18 protein-coding genes are annotated in these 17,510 nt (G+C 63.9%); 13 read left to right on the top strand and 5 right to left on the bottom strand.

The genetic code is table 11. The annotated features are described in order from the left end of the window. Positions 1–79: 79 nt before the first annotated feature. Positions 80–646, bottom strand: a complete 567-nt coding sequence (locus N7607_RS15535; RefSeq protein ID WP_279867482.1) for a hypothetical protein — start codon at positions 644–646, stop codon at positions 80–82. 84 nt (positions 647–730) lie between these two features. Here N7607_RS15535 and N7607_RS15530 point away from each other — a divergent pair, with 84 nt between their 5' ends. Next, entirely contained in the window at positions 731–1,099 is a 369-nt protein-coding gene (locus N7607_RS15530) for a hypothetical protein (RefSeq protein ID WP_279867480.1), read from the top strand. A 3-nt stretch (positions 1,100–1,102) separates the two neighbouring features. Here N7607_RS15530 and N7607_RS15525 read toward each other — a convergent pair whose 3' ends face one another. The 4 genes from N7607_RS15525 to N7607_RS15510 all read right to left on the bottom strand — a co-directional run bounded on the left by N7607_RS15525 (position 1,103) and on the right by N7607_RS15510 (position 5,709). Beyond that, positions 1,103–1,507 carry a hypothetical protein gene (locus N7607_RS15525; RefSeq protein ID WP_279867478.1) on the bottom strand — a complete coding sequence of 135 codons (405 nt, stop codon included), beginning with the start codon at positions 1,505–1,507 and terminating at the stop codon, positions 1,103–1,105. A 14-nt stretch (positions 1,508–1,521) separates the two neighbouring features. Beyond that, a complete protein-coding gene (locus N7607_RS15520) occupies positions 1,522–3,075 on the bottom strand; it encodes a beta (1-6) glucans synthase (RefSeq protein WP_279867477.1) in 1,554 nt (517 codons plus the stop codon). Positions 3,076–3,157: 82 nt separating this feature from the next. Continuing rightward, a complete protein-coding gene (locus tag N7607_RS15515; protein ID WP_279867476.1) occupies positions 3,158–3,382 on the bottom strand; it encodes a DUF2061 domain-containing protein in 225 nt (74 codons plus the stop codon). 101 nt (positions 3,383–3,483) lie between these two features. Then, positions 3,484–5,709, bottom strand: coding sequence for a bifunctional diguanylate cyclase/phosphodiesterase (locus N7607_RS15510; RefSeq protein WP_279867474.1), 2,226 nt, complete (start codon positions 5,707–5,709; stop codon positions 3,484–3,486). 362 nt (positions 5,710–6,071) lie between these two features. Between N7607_RS15510 and N7607_RS15505 the strand changes: the two genes are divergently transcribed. The 12 genes from N7607_RS15505 to cpaB all read left to right on the top strand — a co-directional run bounded on the left by N7607_RS15505 (position 6,072) and on the right by cpaB (position 17,503). Then, positions 6,072–6,383: a DUF485 domain-containing protein gene (locus N7607_RS15505; protein WP_137971454.1), complete on the top strand. Its 312-nt coding sequence runs from the start codon at positions 6,072–6,074 to the stop codon at positions 6,381–6,383. After that, complete coding sequence (locus N7607_RS15500) at positions 6,380–8,038, top strand: cation acetate symporter (protein ID WP_279867471.1); 1,659 nt, start codon at positions 6,380–6,382, stop codon at positions 8,036–8,038. Before N7607_RS15505 ends, N7607_RS15500 begins: the two co-directional genes overlap by 4 nt. 103 nt (positions 8,039–8,141) lie before the next feature. Continuing rightward, complete coding sequence (locus N7607_RS15495; RefSeq protein ID WP_279867469.1) at positions 8,142–8,849, top strand: DUF4349 domain-containing protein; 708 nt, start codon at positions 8,142–8,144, stop codon at positions 8,847–8,849. 7 nt (positions 8,850–8,856) lie between these two features. After that, on the top strand, positions 8,857–9,132 hold the full coding sequence (locus N7607_RS15490; RefSeq protein WP_279867467.1) for a hypothetical protein: 276 nt from the start codon (positions 8,857–8,859) through the stop codon (positions 9,130–9,132). Next, complete coding sequence (locus N7607_RS15485; protein WP_279867466.1) at positions 9,129–9,575, top strand: hypothetical protein; 447 nt, start codon at positions 9,129–9,131, stop codon at positions 9,573–9,575. The genes N7607_RS15490 and N7607_RS15485 overlap by 4 nt, the downstream gene beginning before the upstream one ends. 67 nt (positions 9,576–9,642) lie before the next feature. After that, complete coding sequence (locus tag N7607_RS15480) at positions 9,643–10,173, top strand: alpha/beta fold hydrolase (RefSeq protein ID WP_279867464.1); 531 nt, start codon at positions 9,643–9,645, stop codon at positions 10,171–10,173. 195 nt (positions 10,174–10,368) lie between these two features. Beyond that, entirely contained in the window at positions 10,369–10,626 is a 258-nt protein-coding gene (locus N7607_RS15475; protein ID WP_279867462.1) for a hypothetical protein, read from the top strand. Positions 10,627–10,645: 19 nt separating this feature from the next. After that, positions 10,646–12,736: a Tad domain-containing protein gene (locus N7607_RS15470; RefSeq protein ID WP_279867460.1), complete on the top strand. Its 2,091-nt coding sequence runs from the start codon at positions 10,646–10,648 to the stop codon at positions 12,734–12,736. A gap of 22 nt (positions 12,737–12,758) precedes the next feature. Next, positions 12,759–13,616 (top strand): hypothetical protein, encoded by an 858-nt coding sequence (locus N7607_RS15465; RefSeq protein ID WP_279867458.1) that lies wholly within the window; start codon positions 12,759–12,761, stop codon positions 13,614–13,616. 94 nt (positions 13,617–13,710) lie between these two features. Continuing rightward, a complete protein-coding gene (locus N7607_RS15460) occupies positions 13,711–14,280 on the top strand; it encodes a hypothetical protein (RefSeq protein WP_279867457.1) in 570 nt (189 codons plus the stop codon). Beyond that, complete coding sequence (locus tag N7607_RS15455; protein ID WP_279867456.1) at positions 14,280–15,365, top strand: hypothetical protein; 1,086 nt, start codon at positions 14,280–14,282, stop codon at positions 15,363–15,365. The genes N7607_RS15460 and N7607_RS15455 overlap by 1 nt, the downstream gene beginning before the upstream one ends. Before the next feature lie 74 nt (positions 15,366–15,439). Beyond that, positions 15,440–17,503, top strand: coding sequence for a Flp pilus assembly protein CpaB (gene cpaB, locus N7607_RS15450; protein WP_279867455.1), 2,064 nt, complete (start codon positions 15,440–15,442; stop codon positions 17,501–17,503). Positions 17,504–17,510 lie beyond the last annotated feature (7 nt).

The raw sequence follows: 17,510 nt of genomic DNA, 5'->3' as shown, positions 1-17,510 counted from the left end.
GGCCGAATTCCTTGGCGAAGGACTGCTGAAGTGAATACTGGGCTTATGACAAGTGCAAGCGTTGCGAGTGCCGTTTCGTTTAGTCAATAGAGCTGAGGCTCTGGACCCAGATCAGTTCACAGGCGCCTTCGCCGATGTCTTCGCGGCTCAGCGAGCTGAGCCAGTGGAAGCCGTCGTCGCCATCCACCCGCACCAGTTGCCCGGCCAGGGTGATGCGCTGGCCCGGCTCGACCCGCTCCAGCGCATGAGCCACGGCGGCGTCGGCCGGGATCAGGTGCATGTTGGCGCTGTGGGTCTCGATGTCGCGACGCGGGATGGGAAATTCGTCGGTGCGCCAGCGGTACCAGCGGTTGCCTTGGCTGATGTCGATGCGTGCCAGCACCTGCGGGTCGGCCATCGGCCCCCAACCCAGGGCCAGGTCGGTGGGCGAGACCCGCGCGCCACGGTCGAAGCGATAGTCCTCGCGGCCCAGCACTCGGGCCTCCAGTTGGAACGGTTGCAGCGGCGTGATGGTGTGGCCGTTGAGGCGGATCACGCCGTCCGGCGTGACCGCTGTCGGCGGCTCGGGAGATGGGCGCAGCCATTGCCAGCCGAGCGCCAGGGCGGTCAGCAGGAACAGGGTGAGTAGCAGGCGGCGGGCGTTCATGAGGGCAATTCTAGTGTTCCGGTCTTGCGCTCGGGCGCGAGCGGATTAAGCTGGGCGCCTTTTTCGGACCACCGGAGCGTCAAGATGTCCCGCCATTTTCCCCTGCTGTTGTTGCTGCTGGTATTGCCGTTGTGGCTGGCGGCCAGCTATGGCGTGCGCTTCGCCCTGATGGAGGATGGCCAGTGGGTGGGCATCTGCGTGGAGCAGGCGGCGCGCTGGGAGTGCCAGGCCCGTGCCGGGCTGGGCTACCTGATCCACTTTCGGGTGATCGCCTGGACGGCGCTGGTGCTGGCCGTACTGGGCTTCATCGCACCGGGCAAGGTCGGTCGCGTATTGGCCGGCCTGGCCCTGTTCGTCGGCATTCCGGCGCTGGTGCTGTACAGCGCCAGCCTGGCGGTATTCGCTCTGGTGCTGGCCGGGCTGCGCCTGGTACGGGCGCCACGCGCCGCCTGAGTCTCAGCGTCGGGGTGGCGGGCAGGGCTCGGCAATGCCTGGCCGCAGCTGCACCACCTGACGCTGCGTCTGATAAGGCGCGAGCACGGTGCCGCTGCCGGGCGCCGTCACACACCACTCCCAGTAGTACTCCAGGCGACCGTGCAGGAACAGCACTTCGCTCTGCCACTCGTGCCGGCTGGCAAAGCGGGCGACGCCGTCGGCATCGGTTCGGCGAGTCTCGCGCGATTGCTCGACGGGCGTCGGGTGGGCGCGGCCGATCAGCGTGACGCTGGCGCCGACCAGGGGCTGGCGCTGTACGTCCAACACGCGCAACTCGGCCTCGGGCTGGATGGTGCGGTAGGCGGGGTAGGGCACGCAGGCGCTCAGGCCCAGGGCCGTGAGCGCAACCAGCAGCAGTCTGGGCATCCTTGCCCTTCCGCTCAGCCGCGCGACAGGCCCAGGCTGCGCCACAGGGCGCCGACCAGCAGGGCGCTGGTCAGCGCCCAACCGATGGCCTGCAGATTGTGCAGGCCTTCCTGATACAGCTGCGGAGCGATGCCGGCGCCGACGATGAGGGTCAGCAGGGCGATCTCGCGGCGCGGCGCGCGCACCGGGCGGCACAGGTAGACCAGTGCCGGCAGCAGCAGGGCCAGGCTGGGGAAGCTGCGGTAGCGCGAATCGAACACCAGGCCGAGCATCAGCACCGCATCGGCGAAACCGGCGGCGGCCAGCCACCAGCCGCCATGGGCCTCCAGCCAGGCGAAGGCGCGCTCGCGCCAGCCGCCGCGGGCCGACAGGGCCAGCACGGCATGGGCCAGCACCAGCAGATTGAGGCCGAGCAGGGCGGCGGCCCACAGCCATTCGCTCCAGTAGCGGCTGGTGATCAGCGCCAGTTCGCTCCAGCCCAGGGCGCAGGCGGCACCGACGGCGGCGGTGAATGGCAGCAGAACGGCCGCGCGCGCGGAGGCCGGGCGCCCGGCGAGAATCAGCGCGGCGAGCAGCAGCAAACCACTGGCGCCCAGCCACAGCGGCCAGTGCGGCAGGTTGGATACCGGGCCGGCGAGAATGCCCTTGTCCTGGCGGTCGGCGTCAAACAGGCCCCAGTAGCCGCCGACGGCGCCTTCGCTGTCGCGCTTCCACGGCTGGTCGAAGGCCTCGATCAGGTTGTAACGCCAGCCGTTCTCCTCGGCCAGCTTGACGAAGCCGCGGATGAATAGTGCCTCGTTGACTCGGCTCGGCAGCGCCGTCTCACGCTGGCGACCTTCGCTCGGCCAGCCGGTCTCGCCGATCAGGATGTCCTTGGGCGCGTAGGCGTTGCCGAAGGTGCGACGCACGTTGGCGACCTGGGTCAGCGCGGCGTCGATGCCGGTGGGGTCGTCTTCCCAGTAGGGCAGCAGGTGGATGGTGATGAAGTCCACCGCTGGCGCCACTTCCGGGTACTGCAGCCAGAATTCCCAGACGTCGGCGTAGGTGACCGGCTGCTCGACCTCGGCCTTGACCCGCTCGATCAGCTTGACCAGCTGGCCGCCGGTGACCTCCTTGCGCAGCAGCGCCTCGTTGCCGACGATCACGCCCTCGATCACGTCCGGGTTGGCCTTGGCGTTGGCGATCAGCGCCTTGATCTCCAGCTCGGTATCCACCGGGTTGCTGCTCACCCAGGCGCCGGCCAGCAACTTCAGGCCATGCTTGCGGGCCAGCTCGGGCACCGCCTCCAGGCCGATCTGCGAGTAGGTGCGTACGCACTCGAAGCGGCTGGCCAGCTGGGCGAAGTCGATTTCCACCTGCTCGCGGCGGATCTGCAGCGGCTGGTCGAAGGGCGACTGGTCCTTGCCGAATGGCGTGTAGGAGGCGCACTGCAGCTTGTGCGTGGCGCTGGCCACGTCGCCCAGCTCCACGGGCCGTCCGACGCCGTACCAGACGGCGCCGAGCGCCACGAGGGCGAGCAGAAGGGCGAACAGGTAGGGCAGGAGAATGGCGCGTGGGCTGGGGGTCATGTCGGCTGCTGCTGCGAGGTGGCAAAGCCGCGCATCTTAGCGGAAGCCGGGCGCCCGCGGACAGTTCGGGCGCAATGCGGCGTCACGCGTGATGATGCAACCAGGCGTGCTTGGGAATCTCGCTGCGCGGCTGGCCGGGCTTCTCGAAGCGCTGCCAGATCTTCTCGTGGAAGTAGAAACCCACCGAGTTGCACAGCGGTTCCACCGCCGCCACCAGGCCGCCCACCGCGATGCTGCCGGTCAGCGCGTAGGCCACGCTGAAGGCGATGCAGAAGTGCATGAGGGTGAAGGTCACTGTCTTGAGCATGGCGCACCTCGATGAATGAGAATTGTTCTTCGTTGAGGTGAACCTTAGTCGTGACCTCCTAAGTCTGGAAATCGACCTTCGCGATAGCTTTGATAGTCAGGCTATATCGATTTTAGGAAATCGATTTTATTTGGTCGCCCCTCGGTCGGCAGCACCTCGGTGCCTGCCTGGCCGGCCTCGAAGTCGATCAGGAACTGCGCCAGGGCTTCCAGCGGCAGCGGTTTGCTGAGCAGGTAGCCCTGAATGTAGTCGCAGCCCAGCTCGCGCAGGAAGGCCAGCTGCTCGGCATTCTCCACACCTTCCGCCACTACCTGGAGGTTGAGGGTGTGGGCCATGCCGACGATGGCCTGGACGATCTGCCGGTCGGCGTTGGCGCTGGGCAGCTCCAGCATGAAGGAGCGGTCGACCTTCAGGGTGTCCAGCGGCAGGCGCTTGAGGTAGGCCAGCGACGAATAACCGGTGCCGAAGTCGTCGATGGAGATGCCCACGCCCAGATCGCGGATGCGCTGCAGCAGGCTGAGGGCCTGGTTGACGTTGCTCATCAGGGCGTTCTCGGTCACCTCCAGTTCCAGGCGCTGGGCGCGCAGGCCGGAGGCTTTCAGGGCGCGCGCCACCTCGTCCGGCAGGTCGTCGTGGCTGAGGTTGAGTGCCGAGCAGTTCACCGCCACGCGCAGGTCGGGGTGAGTCTGCTTGGCGGTGAGCTGGCGCAGGTCCTGGCAGGCGCGACGCAGTACCCAGGCATCCAGTTCGCCGATGAAGCCGTTGGCCTCGGCAATGCCGATGAAGCGGTCCGGCGCCAGCAGGCCCAGGCGCGGATGTTCCCAGCGCACCAGGGCCTCCAGCTTGCCGATGCGCCCGCTGCCGAGGTCGAGGATCGGTTGGTAGTGCAGCAGCAGGCCGCGGTCTTTCTTCAGCGCCTGGCGCAGCTCCTCCTCCAGCTCCAGCTCCATACTCGCCTTGTTGCGCAGGTGCTCGCTGAAGAAGTGCACGGCGTTACGGCCGCTGCCCTTGGATTGATACAGCGCCAGGTCGGCGTGCTTGAGCAGTTCCTCACAGGTTTCGCCGTCGCGTGGGTAGATGGCGATGCCGACGCTGGTGGTCATCACCATATGCCGGCGGGCCAGGGTTATCGGTTTCTTCATGCGCGCCATGATCCGTCGCGCCAGAGCCCGCGCCTCCTCGATATTGCTGAGACTGACCAGAATGCAGAACTCGTCGCCACCGAAGCGCGCCATCACGTCCTGGTCGCGCACCGTGTGGCGGATACGCTCGGCCACCTCCTTGAGCAACTGGTCGCCGGCGTCGTGGCCGAGGCTGTCGTTGATCCGCTTGAAGTGGTCGATATCCAGGAACATCAGCGCCAGGGCCTTGCCCTGAGCCGCGTGGCTGCTCAGCTTCTCGGCGAACACTTCGTTGAACGAACGGCGGTTGAGCAGGTTGGTCAGCGGGTCGTAGTGGGCGGCCTGTTGCAGCGAGGCCCGGGCCTGGTTGAGTTGGCTGAGCAGCGAGTTGACCCGCAACAGGTCGTGCTCCTTGCGCTGCAGCTTGCGGTCGGCCCAGGCCGCGCCGAGCCCGCCGCCGATGGCGAGGAGGGCGATCAGGGCGATGCTCAGGCCCAGCTGCAGAGCGTTGGCCGGGCTCTGCAGCTGCAGCGGCGTGCCCAGCGGCACCACCATCTCCAGGGCCCACATGCCGGTGAAATGCATGGAGACGATGGCGCCACCCATCACCAGGCTGGCGATGACGCGCAGCAACTGATGAAGGAAACCCTCGCGCCCACGGAAGAACAGCGATAGCTGCAGAGCCGCCAGGCTGGCGACCACGGCAATCACCAGGGACAGGGCGAACAGCCCCGGCCGGTAATATAGCTGCGCCTCCGAGCGCATGGCGGCCATGCCACTGTAGTGCATCAGGCCGATGCCGATGCCGATGCACAGTGCCGCCTGCAGGCGTTGGCGCAGGGTCGGCCGATCCTTGGCCAGGCCGGGCATGGCCAGCAGGGCGGCGAGGATCACGATCAGCAGGGAGAACACCGTGGTCGGCAGGTCGTAGCGCACCGCCACCGGGGCCTGGAAGGCGAGCATGGCGACGAAGTGCATGCCCCACACGCCGCCGCCCAGGCTCAAGGCGCCGACCGCGCACCAGTTGCGCCGCGCCTCGGCGCGTTCGGCATGGCCGGCGCGTTCGGCGAAGCTGAGGGTGGCGTAACCGGCGACGCAGGCGAGCAGGTAGGCCAGCACCACCAGCTCCGGGGCATGGCTGCAGTCGAGCAGAATCTGTGCCCCATCGGGCTCGGTGGTGAGAAAGCGCAGACCTAGCCAATCCATAGCAGGCGACCTCAACGGACAGGGTGCAAGGAGGGGACTACAGGCTCAGGAGTTGGTGAGTATAGACGTTCGTGCCAAATGCCAAGGTCGCCGACGATGGCGCTCAGAATCTGTCTCGGTCTTTTGAGCCAGGCTAGGCAAAAACAGGCGAGGGTGCGGAGTTTACGAGGTGTAAATGAGCAGTCCGAGACGCCGCGTCCCGGCCTGTTTTTAACCACGCATGGTCGACGATCAAGATCCGAGACAGGTTCTAAGACTTTGGTCGAAAGCGCGTGATAGTTACGACTAAGGTCGTCTGTCTCGCCTCGTCAACCGCTCGCAGAGTGGCCTCACCAGTAACTCGTGCTGTGAGGACAACAACAATGAACGACAGCGTCTACAAGCGGATCGAGCAGAGTCCGCGCTTCCAGGAGCTGGTCGCCACCCGCGACCGCTTCGCCTGGATTCTCTCCGCCATCATGCTCGGCCTCTACGTGGCCTTCATCCTGCTGATCGCCTTCGATCCGCAGCTGCTCGGCACTCGCATCAGCGACGACTCGCCGATGACCCTGGGCATTCCGCTGGGCGTCGGCCTGATCCTCTCGGCCTTCGTGCTGACCGGGATCTACGTCAAGCGCGCCAACGGCGAATTCGACCGCATGACCCAGGAAATCCTGGACGAGGTGCAGAAATGATCGCGCGTCTCCTCACCGCCATCGGCCTGATGATTGCCGCTCCGGCCTTGTGGGCCGCTGGCGCCCTCGAAGGCGATGTGCAGCGCCAGCCGCTGAACATGGCGGCCATCGTCATGTTCGTCGCCTTCGTCGGCTTCACCCTCTACATCACCTACTGGGCGTCCAAGCGCAGCAAGTCGGCGGCCGACTTCTACACCGCCGGTGGCGGCATCACCGGCTTCCAGAACGGCCTGGCGATCGCCGGTGACTACATGTCGGCGGCGTCCTTCCTGGGTATTTCCGCCCTGGTATTCGCCTCCGGCTACGACGGCCTGATCTACTCGATCGGCTTCCTGGTCGGCTGGCCGATCATCCTGTTCCTGATCGCAGAACGCCTGCGCAACCTCGGCAAGTACACTTTCGCCGACGTCGCTTCGTTTCGCCTCAAGCAGAAGGAAATTCGCACCCTGTCCGCCTGCGGCTCGCTGGTGGTGGTGGCCTTCTACCTGATCGCGCAGATGGTCGGCGCCGGCAAGCTGATCGAGCTGCTGTTCGGCCTCGACTACCACGTGGCAGTCGTGCTGGTCGGCATCCTGATGGTCTGCTACGTGCTGTTCGGCGGCATGCTGGCCACCACCTGGGTACAGATCATCAAGGCCGTGCTCCTGCTGTCCGGTGCCTCGTTCATGGCGCTGATGGTGATGAAGCACGTCGGCTTCGACTTCGGCACCCTGTTCAGCGAAGCCGTGAAAGCTCACCCGAAGGGTGAGGCCATCATGAGCCCCGGCGGCCTGGTTAAGGACCCGATCTCGGCGATCTCCCTGGGCCTGGCACTGATGTTCGGTACCGCCGGCCTGCCGCACATCCTGATGCGCTTCTTCACCGTCTCCGACGCCAAGGAAGCCCGCAAATCGGTGTTCTATGCCACCGGCTTCATCGGCTACTTCTACATCCTGACCTTCATCATCGGCTTCGGCGCGATCCTGCTGGTCGGCACCAACCCGGACTTCAAAGACGCCTCCGGCCTGCTGATCGGCGGCAACAACATGGCGGCGGTGCACCTGGCCGATGCCGTGGGCGGCAGCCTGTTCCTCGGCTTCATCTCGGCCGTGGCTTTCGCCACCATCCTCGCGGTAGTTGCCGGCCTGACCCTGTCCGGCGCCTCGGCGGTGTCCCACGACCTGTACGCCAGCGTGATCAAGAAGGGCAAGGCCAACGAAAAGGATGAGCTGCGCGTATCGAAGATCACCACCGTGATCCTCGGCGTACTGGCCATCGGCCTGGGCATCGCGTTCGAGAAGCAGAACATCGCCTTCATGGTCGGTCTGGCCTTCTCCATCGCCGCCAGCTGCAACTTCCCGGTACTGATCCTCTCCATGTACTGGAAGAAGCTGACCACCCGTGGCGCCATGATCGGCGGCTGGATGGGCCTGATCACCGCGGTCGGCCTGATGATCCTCGGCCCGACCATCTGGGTGCAGATCCTCGGTAACGCCACGCCGATCTACCCCTACGAGTACCCGGCGCTGTTCTCGATCCTGGTTGCTTTCGTCGGTATCTGGTTCTTCTCCGTCACCGACAAGTCCACCGCCGCGGACGAGGAGCGTGCGCGCTTCTACCCGCAGTTCGTGCGCTCGCAGACTGGCCTCGGCGCCAGCGGTGCCTCGGCTCACTGATAGCGATATCTCCGTGTGACTGGGCAGCCTTCGGGCTGCCCTTTTTTATGGGCGTCTGTATGATCGCCGCCCATTCGCATGGATGAACCGAGGATTCTCAAGGATGAACACGCTTTTCTCCCGCTGGGGCGCTATTGCCCTGGCTATCTGCCTGAGCCTGCTGACGGGCTGCGCCTTCAAGGGCGGCGATATGAGCGGCGCGGGCGCCGAGCCGGTTAGCGCCGGCTACTCCGCTACCCAGGGCAAGACCAGCGGCCGCCTGCTGGTATGGACCGCCGACTTTTCCGTGAAAGTGGTCGATCTCGCCAGATCCGCCGAGCAGCTGAGTGCGCGCATGATCACCCTCGGCGGCTATGTGGAGGAGAAGAGCGACCACGGCAGCCAGAGCCAGAGCTTCGTCTACCGCGTGCCCAAGGACGCCTTCAACGAAGCGTTGGGTGATGTGGAGCGCAGTGGCACCGTGCAGCGTCGTCACGTCAAGGGCGAGGACGTCACCGAACAGTATGTCGACGTGGAGACCCGCCTGAAGAACAACCTGGCGCTGCGTGATCGCTTCCGCGATCTGCTGGCCAAGGCCAAGGACGTCAAGGACATCCTGCTGATCGAGGCGGAGCTCAACCGCATCCAGTCCGAGATCGACTCTATGGAGGCGCGCATGCGCATCCTCAAGGACCAGATCCAGATGTCCACCATCCGTGTGTCGCTGGAGCAGCAGGTGCCGCCGAAGCCGGCCACCATCTATGGGCCGCTGGGCTACCTGTACAAGGGCGCGGAGTGGTTCGTGGTCAAGCTGTTCGTCATCCGGGAGTGATCGACTGATGGAGACGCTACGAGCGCTCCTCGCGACGCTGGTGTTTCTCGCAGGCATCGCCTGCCTGGTGCATGGCCTGTCGGGCGGGCCGCTGTGGCCCTGCCTGCTCGGCATGGCGCTGTGCTTCCTGCTGGCCTACTGGCTGTGGCCGCAGAATCGGCAAGCGGACAGCCCCTGGTTCGATGCGCTGGAGCTGCTGGTCGAATTGCCCGTGAACCTGCTGCTATGGCTGCTGCGCCAGCTCGGCCGGCTGTTCCGTGACGTGGACGGGGTGGATCTATGAAGCGGCGTACAGCGCTACTGCTCGGATTGATCGTGCTGCTGGCGGCGGGGGCGGGCGGCTATGCCTGGCTGAAGGCGCCTTATGCTCATGCAACGGCGGCTGGCGTGGCCCGCGAGTTCCTCACCCTGTTGCAGGAGGGGCAGCTGGAGCAGGCCTACGAGTTGACGCTCAAGAGGCAAAGCCTGGTAGGGCGTGACCTGGCGGATTTTCAGCCGTTTGCCGCTCGCCAACTGTGTTCGGCCGAGCACCTGCCGCTGGTCGGAGAGCCGCACCCGCCCCAGTCCAACGGCAACCGCCTGCGCCGCTGGCTGTCGGGCCACGAGGTGGAGATGCCCAGCGTCTCGCTCCGTTTCGAGAAGAGTTCATGCCTAGTGACCGTCGAGCTGCGCCGCGATGGGGAAAGGCGCTGGCGGGTGTTCTACTTCCAGTCCCGCGCCGGCTGAGCCCCACGCTTGAGCCGGCGCATGGCTTGCGGCATGGTGTGCGCAGGTTCTTCGACAAGTCAATGCGATGGATACGACCTTTCTGATCATCCCCGGCTACGGCGATTCCGGTCCCGAGCACTGGCAGAGCCTGTGGCAACAGCAGGACCCGCGCTTTCGCCGGGTCGAGCAGCGCGACTGGTGGAATCCGGTCTGCGCGGAGTGGGTCGAGACGCTGGAGCAGGCCGTGGCAGCCAGCGGGCCACAGACCGTGCTGGTCGCCCACAGTCTGGGCTGCGGCCTGGTCGCCCACTGGGCCGCGCAGACCCGCCAGCGCATCCGCGCCGCCATGCTGGTGGCCCCTCCCGATCCGGAAGGGCCGGCGAAGGAGCTGAATATCCAGGGCTTCATACCGGTGCCCGACCTACCACTGGCATTCCCCAGCCTGGTGGTGGCCAGCAGTGACGATCCCTACAGCAGCCTGGAGCACGCCCACGGCGCCGCCACGCGCTGGCGCAGCCGCTGGCATAACGTCGGCGCGAAGGGGCACATCAACGGGGATAGCGGTCTGGGGGACTGGGCGGAGGGGAAGGCGCTGTTGCAGTCGCTGCTCGCCTGAGGGGTAAATGATTCTACTGAGTGGGGGCCGCGAGCTAGAAAGATGTGATGAAAATCATAAGCTCTAAATTCTGATCGTTCGGTCAAAGTCAAGCAATTTTCTGGGGTTTTTCGAGACGATTTCCTACAACTTTGGTAGTGTATTGGCCATCTGCCATAAAAAAGCCATCACCATAAGAAACTAGGAGCATCTCTCATGAATATCAAAGCGCGCGCTCGCCAACTGGGCCAGGGCATGACCGAGTACATCATCATCGTGGCGCTGATCGCTATCGCTGCCATCGTCGTCTACAACCTGTTCGGCGATACCGTTCGTGGGCAGGTGGGGGATATGGCGGCGGAGCTGAGTGGTGGCGCTGCTGACCATTCCGCTGCAGCCAAAGCGACTGCGGCACAGGGCCAAGATCAGGTTCAGTACGAACTGGGTAACTTCGATCAGGTAGAAGAGCAGTAATTTACTGCCCGCTGCGGTCATGAAACGCTCTGCCCAGAGAGGGCAGGCCATCGTCTTTGGCCTGCTCTTTTTAGGTGTGGCCGTGCTGGCGATGCTGCTGGTGTACAACCACGGCATCCTCACCCGCGACCGCGTGCAGCTGGAAAACGCCGCCGATGCAGCGGTGTATTCCCAGGCCAAGCTGTTCGCCCGTAACCAGAACTTTATCGCTTACACCAACCGCGCCATGATCGCCAATGAGCTGTCCATCGGGCAGATGGTGGCGATGCGCTCTTGGGCCAAGCGCTACAAGACGGTACCGAGCTGGATCAACTCCTTCCCGGCCTACCAGATTCCCATAGTGCCGCCGGCGCCCAAGCCGTCCCTGGCGGACATGCTCAACCTGGTTTACTTCCCTTACTTCGCTATCGGCACGGGCGTAGACGCGGTATCCGCCCCTCTTATCGGCTTCTATCCGACCACCGTGTCCTACTTCAATATGGCCCTGTCCATGTTTCAGAAGGCCTTCGCCATGGCCACGGTCGAGTCGCAGATCGAGGGCATGATCGATGTGGTGGAGGAGCACCAGAATCGGAGCGATGCTGATCCGGACGATGACCTTTATATTCCGCTGCTAGGCTACTACTTCCTCACCCAGAACGCCGCGCTGACCTATTTCGGCGACAGTTTCAGTTACGAAAATCTCTACAGTCAGGCCAGCAGCGCTATGAATAGCGGCGGCGGTGCCGCGGGAGGAGGAGCTGGTGGCGCCAGCGAGCCGGAGCCTTCGACCACCGATGAAGTGGTCGGCTCATTTCTTGGTGGCTTGAACGGCCCCGAGACCATGCTGGTGGACACCAACCCCGAGCGCTACAAGAAGAAACCAGGCGCCACTCAGGACCCTCCAGCCAACGACGACGCCAAGGAGGCCTATCGCCAGTTTGCGGCGATCATCAACGACAACCGCAACGACTGGCTGGATAAGCGTCACTACACTCTGGGGCCCCCGCCCATCAGCATGCCGGAGATCACGTTGCCGCTGGGGCCGCTGAAGATCAGTTTCAGCCTGACCCTGGAGATGGGCTCGTTCAACGACGGCGGCACGGCCTACCGCTACAACCCGCTGCGTACCAGCTCCACCGGCGATGGCATCGAACGCTACGGCTGGACCTCCGTCGACTACACCTCGCTAGGCTTCAAGTTGGACATCGACCTGGTCATCGAGCTGTGTTTATGGTTCCCGGTGGTCGGCACCAAGTGCTTCACCCTGATCGACGGCCATATCCCTCTGGGTTTCGGCATGCCCATCAGCGGGGCGACGGAGCAATTGGTGGCGGAGCGGGCCGATGCCATGCGAACGGCCCCGCAGTGGGGCTTCCCCGGTATGGACTCGACGGGGCTGGCGCCTGGCATGTACGGCGACAGCTTTCATATGGTGCATGCAGTGAGCTGGTTCTGGGGCCAGGTGCGCAATATTTACGGCACCATTCCGGCAGATGTGAAGACCGAATACGCCGGCCCGCCATCCTTCTTCGCGCTCAACGATTCTTTTGCCGAATCAGGTACCAGCCACGAGTTCAGTATCGCGGTAGCCAAGAAGCTCAGTGACGTGCCTACTACCGACAGCCCGGATGGGCTGAATATCAATGGCAGTTCCGGCAACCAGTTGTACCGTTTCCAACTGGATACCCAGGGGCCGGTGGACGGCACCCTGAGCACGGCCTACGCCACTGCCCTGTGGCAGGAGCCCAACGCGCTGATGACGGTGTCCTCGGCCGAGACCTATTTCGCCAGTCCGCGCGAGGGGGAAGTGGCCAGCCAGTTCAGCCCCTTCTGGGATGCACGCCTGCGCGAGCCGAGCGCCATCACCATGATGATCGCCAGTGGCGAGATCGATCCCTTCCAACTGATGGAGGAGCTGAATCTGTCCGGCGGCATCATGGGCGTGGCTGAGTGGGTGATCGACAAGGCTATTGAAAGCTTGACCGAGCCGGCCAAGGAACAGCTGCTGAAGAATGTCCAGCCACCGGTCAAGGAGTATGCCGAGCAGGTGGTAGATGATGTATTCGAACTGGTCACCGGCCCGCCGAAGGACTTAATGCTAGATGGGCTGGAACAGTATGTACCTTAGGTCGAAGTGCTCGGGCCAGGCCATGACGGAGTTCATCGTCATGGCCAGTGGCGTGCTGCTGATCCTGTTCCTGGTAGTACCCATGCTGGCCAAGCTGCTCGACATGAGCTTCCAGACCCAGCAGATGGCCCGCTACATGGCTTGGGAACGTACCGTCTGGTACGACAATGGTGACCAACCGAGCGAAACCACCGAGCCGGGCAATGATATCGCCGTGCGCAGCGATAGCGCCATCGACGGCAGTGCACAGAAGCGCCTACTGACCTTCACAAGCTCCCCCGAAATCCTATCCGCCAGCGATGTTTCGGGTGTCCCGGCTGGTACTCAGCATGCCCTGTGGCGCTGGAGTAGCGGCGGGCAGATGCTCAACGGCGGTGGGCTGACCGGTAACAGTCTAAATCCGGAGGAGACGCCCTCATTCGCTTACGATGTGCTGGGTGTCTACAACGAGGGCATGGGTTTGTTGACCGAGCCGCTGACCATGATCGGGGTGGGCGGAGGCGCCGATGGCAATTTCCTCCAGGTTGCTCATCCCCAGGACAATTACTTCACACCCTCGGTCAGTGCCAGCGTCAATCTGGCCAACACTGGGCTGGAGTCGAGTGCCCTGCCGGACAGCCTGACCATCACCGCCAAAAGCGCCATCCTGGCCGATGGCTGGAATGCCCAGGGTGAGCATCATTTCAAGTCGCGTTCCGACGACTTCGCCATCGGCACCCTGATGGACAATGGCGTCGTCAACGCGATGATCAGTTTCATCGGTGTTTTTGAGCCCAGCTTCCGCGATGTGGACTTCGGCTATATCGGCACCGACCCCATTCCCGAGGCCGAGACCAAGTGCGATTTCGGTTTCTGCTATTTCGATGAAGAAGATGACTAAGCTCCTTCCGGCCGTTGCTGTGCTGCTGGCTCTACTGCCTCTGGCAGTCGTCCGTGCGGACTGTGATTTTGACGATTTTCCGATCACGGACAGCATGCAGTTGGCCACGGTAGCCGAGGCTGTGCAGTGGAATAACCTGCCGATGAGCGTCAAGGGCTTCCGTACCGAGGCGCCACTGGAGACGGTGCGCGGCTTTTACGGCAAACAGTGGGAAGGCGAGGTGGACTTCACCGAGTTCGGCGCCTGGCAGCAGATACTCCACATCAACGAAGACTGCATGATGATGGTTCAGCTGCGCACCGCAGAGGGCCAGACCCAGGGGCGCCTGATGCTGGTCAACCCGCCAGACGAGGAGCTGGCTCAGCGCCCTCTGGGCGGCGGCGTGCCTATGCCGCCCGATGCGGTGGTGGTGACCGACATGCAGAGCCAGGATCGCTTCCGCGATGGCCAACTGGTGATGCTGCTCTATCCCGAGACCCTTGATGTTGCTACGCGCTGGTATGAGGCCGAGATGGTGCGTGCCGGCTGGCAGCTGAATCGTCGTCAGTCCAGCCAGAACAACGCCACCCTGATCTACAGCAAGGGGCGTGAACAGTTGTCGGTGGTGTTCCTGCGTACCGCTGGCGAGCAGACCCAGATCCTGCTCAACCGGATGGATCGCTGATGAGAGCGCAGTGCGGGCAATCCATGGCCGAGTACCTGGTAGCGCTAGGCATCGGCGGCAGCATCATTGCGGCCCTGACTCTGACGCCCTGTACCGTCGCCAGCAGTGCCAAAGGCTGCGTGCCTGCTTTGCTAGACGCGCTACACAATAATTACGAGGGTTATTCGGCTGCCATTGGCGATATCCAGGACTATGGCGATGTCGAGGTTGCTGCTCCGCCAGCGGACGACGGTGAGGTCGAGGATGACAGCACCATTCCCGGCGATGGCGGCGAGGAAGATCCGAACAAGGCTCCCACCGAGTCACTGAATAAGGTCAGCTATGTCTATGACGACCAGGGCAATGTGATCGGAACGGTCAGCGGCAACACCATCTACGACCTCAGTGGCGAGGAGATTGGCGAATACAGCTTCGATCCGGAAACCGGCGAGCAGGTAGTCAAGATTGGCGACAAGGAGGTTGCCGGCGTCAGCATTGGCAGTGTCTTCGTCGACAAGAACGGTAACCGGATCGCGCTCAAGGCCATCCTGGTCGGTGGCCAACTGCGGGGCTTCGGCTACGAAGTGGACGGCAAGTACTACGATCCGCTCAAGGGCGAATTGACCGACAAGGTGCCGAGCAACGCTACCGTGGTCGATACCCGGTTGGTCAAGGTGCTGGACAGTAGTGGCCAGGCCAGCGACTTCGGCTACGAGGTCGATGGTTATATCTATTCCCTATCCAAGGTTCAGGTATCGGGCGAGACCTATACCACCGTCAAGGTGCCGGATGGCGAATTGGTCGAGATGGTGCTGAGCCAGTCGGCCACCATCGACAACTGGAGCGGTTATTCGCGTTGCGTCGTGCGCAGCCTGGACTGGGTCAACAGCGAGCTGAGCGCCTACCCAGGCAGCGGCAACTACACCTTCGACAAGACCGAAGACGACGGTTCGGGCAACCAGGTGACTACCACCGACAACGCTGTGGTGGAGTCACCAACCAATAATCTGGGTTACATCGACAGCGCCGATATGGGCGGCAGCTGCGCAGGTCGCTGGCTGCTCACCGAGGGCGCCAGCGACTGGACACTGAGCGGGCCTTACTAGAGCCGCCGCAAGCATACAGGCCCGTGCTGGCGCGGGCCGCCATAACAAGAGTTTGATTCGCTAGGGGATAGGGCATGCAGCCGGTTTCGGGGAGCAAGTTGTTGATCATCGCCGTGGTCTGCGGGGTTCTCGCAGGCGGTGCGGCGTGGATGTACCTGAAGAGCAAGGAGGCTCAATACCGTGAGGCCTACAAGCCCCCGGTGGAGCGCAAGGTCACGCTGATCGTGCCGCGCCAGGACATGGGCAAGGCCGAGGTGATCAGAAAAGAAAAGGTCGCCGCGCTGGATGTACCTGCGCAGTTCGTACCGTCTGGCGCAGTGCTGGCCCAGGACTGGAAGAAGCTCGACGGGCGCATGGTCGAGGCGCCGTTGCAGAAGGGCAAGCCGATCACCTGGAGCGCCGTGGAAGGCAGCTCGGTGAGCCGTTTCTCCGAGAACGTAGAGCTGGGCAAGCGTGGCAAGACGGTGAAGATCAGCAAGATCAACTCCTTCGATGGACTGCTGCGCCCCGGCGATCATGTCGATCTGTTAGGTACCTTCAGCGCCACCGATATTGGCTTGCAGAAGCAGCCCAACTACGCCGACGACGTGATCATGACCGTGCTGGAGAATGTGGTGGTGCTAGCTGCCGGGCGCGAAGACGCCAGCGGGCGCAAGTACGAGACCTTCTTCGATCGCAATTCTGCCGACGGCTTCAACATGAACTTCTCCACCGTCACCCTGCAGCTGACCCCGCAGCAGGTGGCGCGCGTCGAGTTGGCGGAGAAGAGCGGTGAGCTTGTCGCCGTGCTGCGCCATCCCAAGGACACCAGCTTTGCCAAGCTGGGTCAGGTCACAGTGGCCAACCTGCTCGACCCGCCACCGGCCGAAACCGCAGACGTGGTGCTGGGCGCCGATGGCCAGCTGGTCGGTCGCATCGTCGGTGACAATGTGGTCGATGCCCAGGGCCGCATCGTCGGCAAGATGGTCGACGGCAAAGCCGTGTCTTTCGACGGCAAGACTCTGGGCACGGTAGCCAAGAACGTGGCCGCCAATGACCCGCTGCTGCGCATGCGCGAGCGTGCCGATGTGGTGCGCGATGCCGACGGCAACGTGGTCGGACGCATCAAGGACGGCAAGGTGCTGGACGCCGACGGCAAGGTCATCGGTGTGGTCAAGAATGGCCAGGCGGTGGGGTTGAAGGGCGAGACCCTCGGCAGGGTCGAGCGCAATGCGGCTCTGGATGCTCAGGGGCGCGTGATCGATATGAGCAAGTCCACTGCCCAGGCCTCCCCGCAGAAGCGGGGCAGCGAGCAGCAGATTGTGCGTGATGCCACCGGGAAGGTCATCGGCCGGGTGGTCGACGGCAAGGTGGTCGACGCCAATGGTCAGGTCATCGGTGTGGTCAAGGACGGTAAGCCGGTCGGCCTGGAAGGCAAGGTACTCGGGCAGGTCAGCACTGCTGTGGTGGATGCCCAGGGCAAGGTCGTTGGGCAGATAGGCGAAGTGGTGCGCGACGCCAACGGCAAGATCATCGGCCGAGTGATCGATGGCCAGGTGGTTGATGGCAACGGCAAGGTGATCGGCAAGATCAAGGACGGCAAGGCGCTGACTGCCGACGGTAAGGCCTTGGGCCAGGTCGATAAGGTCATGCTCGACGAGCAAGGCCGGCCCAAGGACGACGGCGTCCGGGTGGCTCGCGATGCCTCAGGCAAAGTCCTCGGCACCGTGGTCGGTGACCGCGTGCTCGACGAGCAGGGGCGCGAAGTCGGCAAGCTGGTGGACGGCAAGGTAATCGGCAAGGACGGCCAGGTGCTGGCCGATGCGGTCGACATCGAGGTCCAGCAGGATGCGGTGCGGGTGGCTCGCGATGCGTCTGGCAAGGCTATCGGCACGGTCAAGGGCGATACCGTTTACGACGCCAGCGGCAAAGTGGTGGGCAAGCTGGTGGACGGCAAAGTGGTGGATGCCAACGGTAATGTGCTGGCGTCCGGCATCAGCGCGGCGGTCGAGGGCCAGGCCCAGGCCGATACGGCGCTGGCGGTGGCCGGTGAGGCGCAGGAGGGCGCCGCGCCCCAGGCCAGCCGCATGGTGCAGTTCATTCCGGGGGGGACCGGCAAGGACGGCATCATCCCGATTCAGACTATTCGCATGGAGTGATGTGGCG

The organism is Pseudomonas sp. GD04019 (genome assembly GCF_029837695.1).
Taxonomy (GTDB): Bacteria; Pseudomonadota; Gammaproteobacteria; order Pseudomonadales; family Pseudomonadaceae; genus Aquipseudomonas.
Note: the sequence above shows the minus strand (reverse complement) of the source record. Positions and strands in the feature narration are given on the sequence as shown.

What these genes read in the sequence shown, in the direction of transcription:
- N7607_RS15510 (WP_279867474.1), bottom strand. Translation starts at nt 5,709, where the DNA reads ATGGATTGGCTAGGTCTGCGCTTTCTCACCACCGAGCCCGATGGGGCA.
- N7607_RS15505 (WP_137971454.1), top strand. Translation starts at nt 6,072, where the DNA reads ATGAACGACAGCGTCTACAAGCGGATCGAGCAGAGTCCGCGCTTCCAG.
- cpaB (WP_279867455.1), top strand. Translation starts at nt 15,440, where the DNA reads ATGCAGCCGGTTTCGGGGAGCAAGTTGTTGATCATCGCCGTGGTCTGC.
- N7607_RS15490 (WP_279867467.1), top strand. Translation starts at nt 8,857, where the DNA reads ATGGAGACGCTACGAGCGCTCCTCGCGACGCTGGTGTTTCTCGCAGGC.
- N7607_RS15535 (WP_279867482.1), bottom strand. Translation starts at nt 646, where the DNA reads ATGAACGCCCGCCGCCTGCTACTCACCCTGTTCCTGCTGACCGCCCTG.
- N7607_RS15495 (WP_279867469.1), top strand. Translation starts at nt 8,142, where the DNA reads ATGAACACGCTTTTCTCCCGCTGGGGCGCTATTGCCCTGGCTATCTGC.
- N7607_RS15480 (WP_279867464.1), top strand. Translation starts at nt 9,643, where the DNA reads ATGGATACGACCTTTCTGATCATCCCCGGCTACGGCGATTCCGGTCCC.
- N7607_RS15455 (WP_279867456.1), top strand. Translation starts at nt 14,280, where the DNA reads ATGAGAGCGCAGTGCGGGCAATCCATGGCCGAGTACCTGGTAGCGCTA.
- N7607_RS15460 (WP_279867457.1), top strand. Translation starts at nt 13,711, where the DNA reads ATGCAGTTGGCCACGGTAGCCGAGGCTGTGCAGTGGAATAACCTGCCG.
- N7607_RS15475 (WP_279867462.1), top strand. Translation starts at nt 10,369, where the DNA reads ATGAATATCAAAGCGCGCGCTCGCCAACTGGGCCAGGGCATGACCGAG.
- N7607_RS15520 (WP_279867477.1), bottom strand. Translation starts at nt 3,075, where the DNA reads ATGACCCCCAGCCCACGCGCCATTCTCCTGCCCTACCTGTTCGCCCTT.
- N7607_RS15500 (WP_279867471.1), top strand. Translation starts at nt 6,380, where the DNA reads ATGATCGCGCGTCTCCTCACCGCCATCGGCCTGATGATTGCCGCTCCG.
- N7607_RS15525 (WP_279867478.1), bottom strand. Translation starts at nt 1,507, where the DNA reads ATGCCCAGACTGCTGCTGGTTGCGCTCACGGCCCTGGGCCTGAGCGCC.
- N7607_RS15465 (WP_279867458.1), top strand. Translation starts at nt 12,759, where the DNA reads ATGACGGAGTTCATCGTCATGGCCAGTGGCGTGCTGCTGATCCTGTTC.
- N7607_RS15515 (WP_279867476.1), bottom strand. Translation starts at nt 3,382, where the DNA reads ATGCTCAAGACAGTGACCTTCACCCTCATGCACTTCTGCATCGCCTTC.
- N7607_RS15530 (WP_279867480.1), top strand. Translation starts at nt 731, where the DNA reads ATGTCCCGCCATTTTCCCCTGCTGTTGTTGCTGCTGGTATTGCCGTTG.
- N7607_RS15485 (WP_279867466.1), top strand. Translation starts at nt 9,129, where the DNA reads ATGAAGCGGCGTACAGCGCTACTGCTCGGATTGATCGTGCTGCTGGCG.
- N7607_RS15470 (WP_279867460.1), top strand. Translation starts at nt 10,646, where the DNA reads ATGAAACGCTCTGCCCAGAGAGGGCAGGCCATCGTCTTTGGCCTGCTC.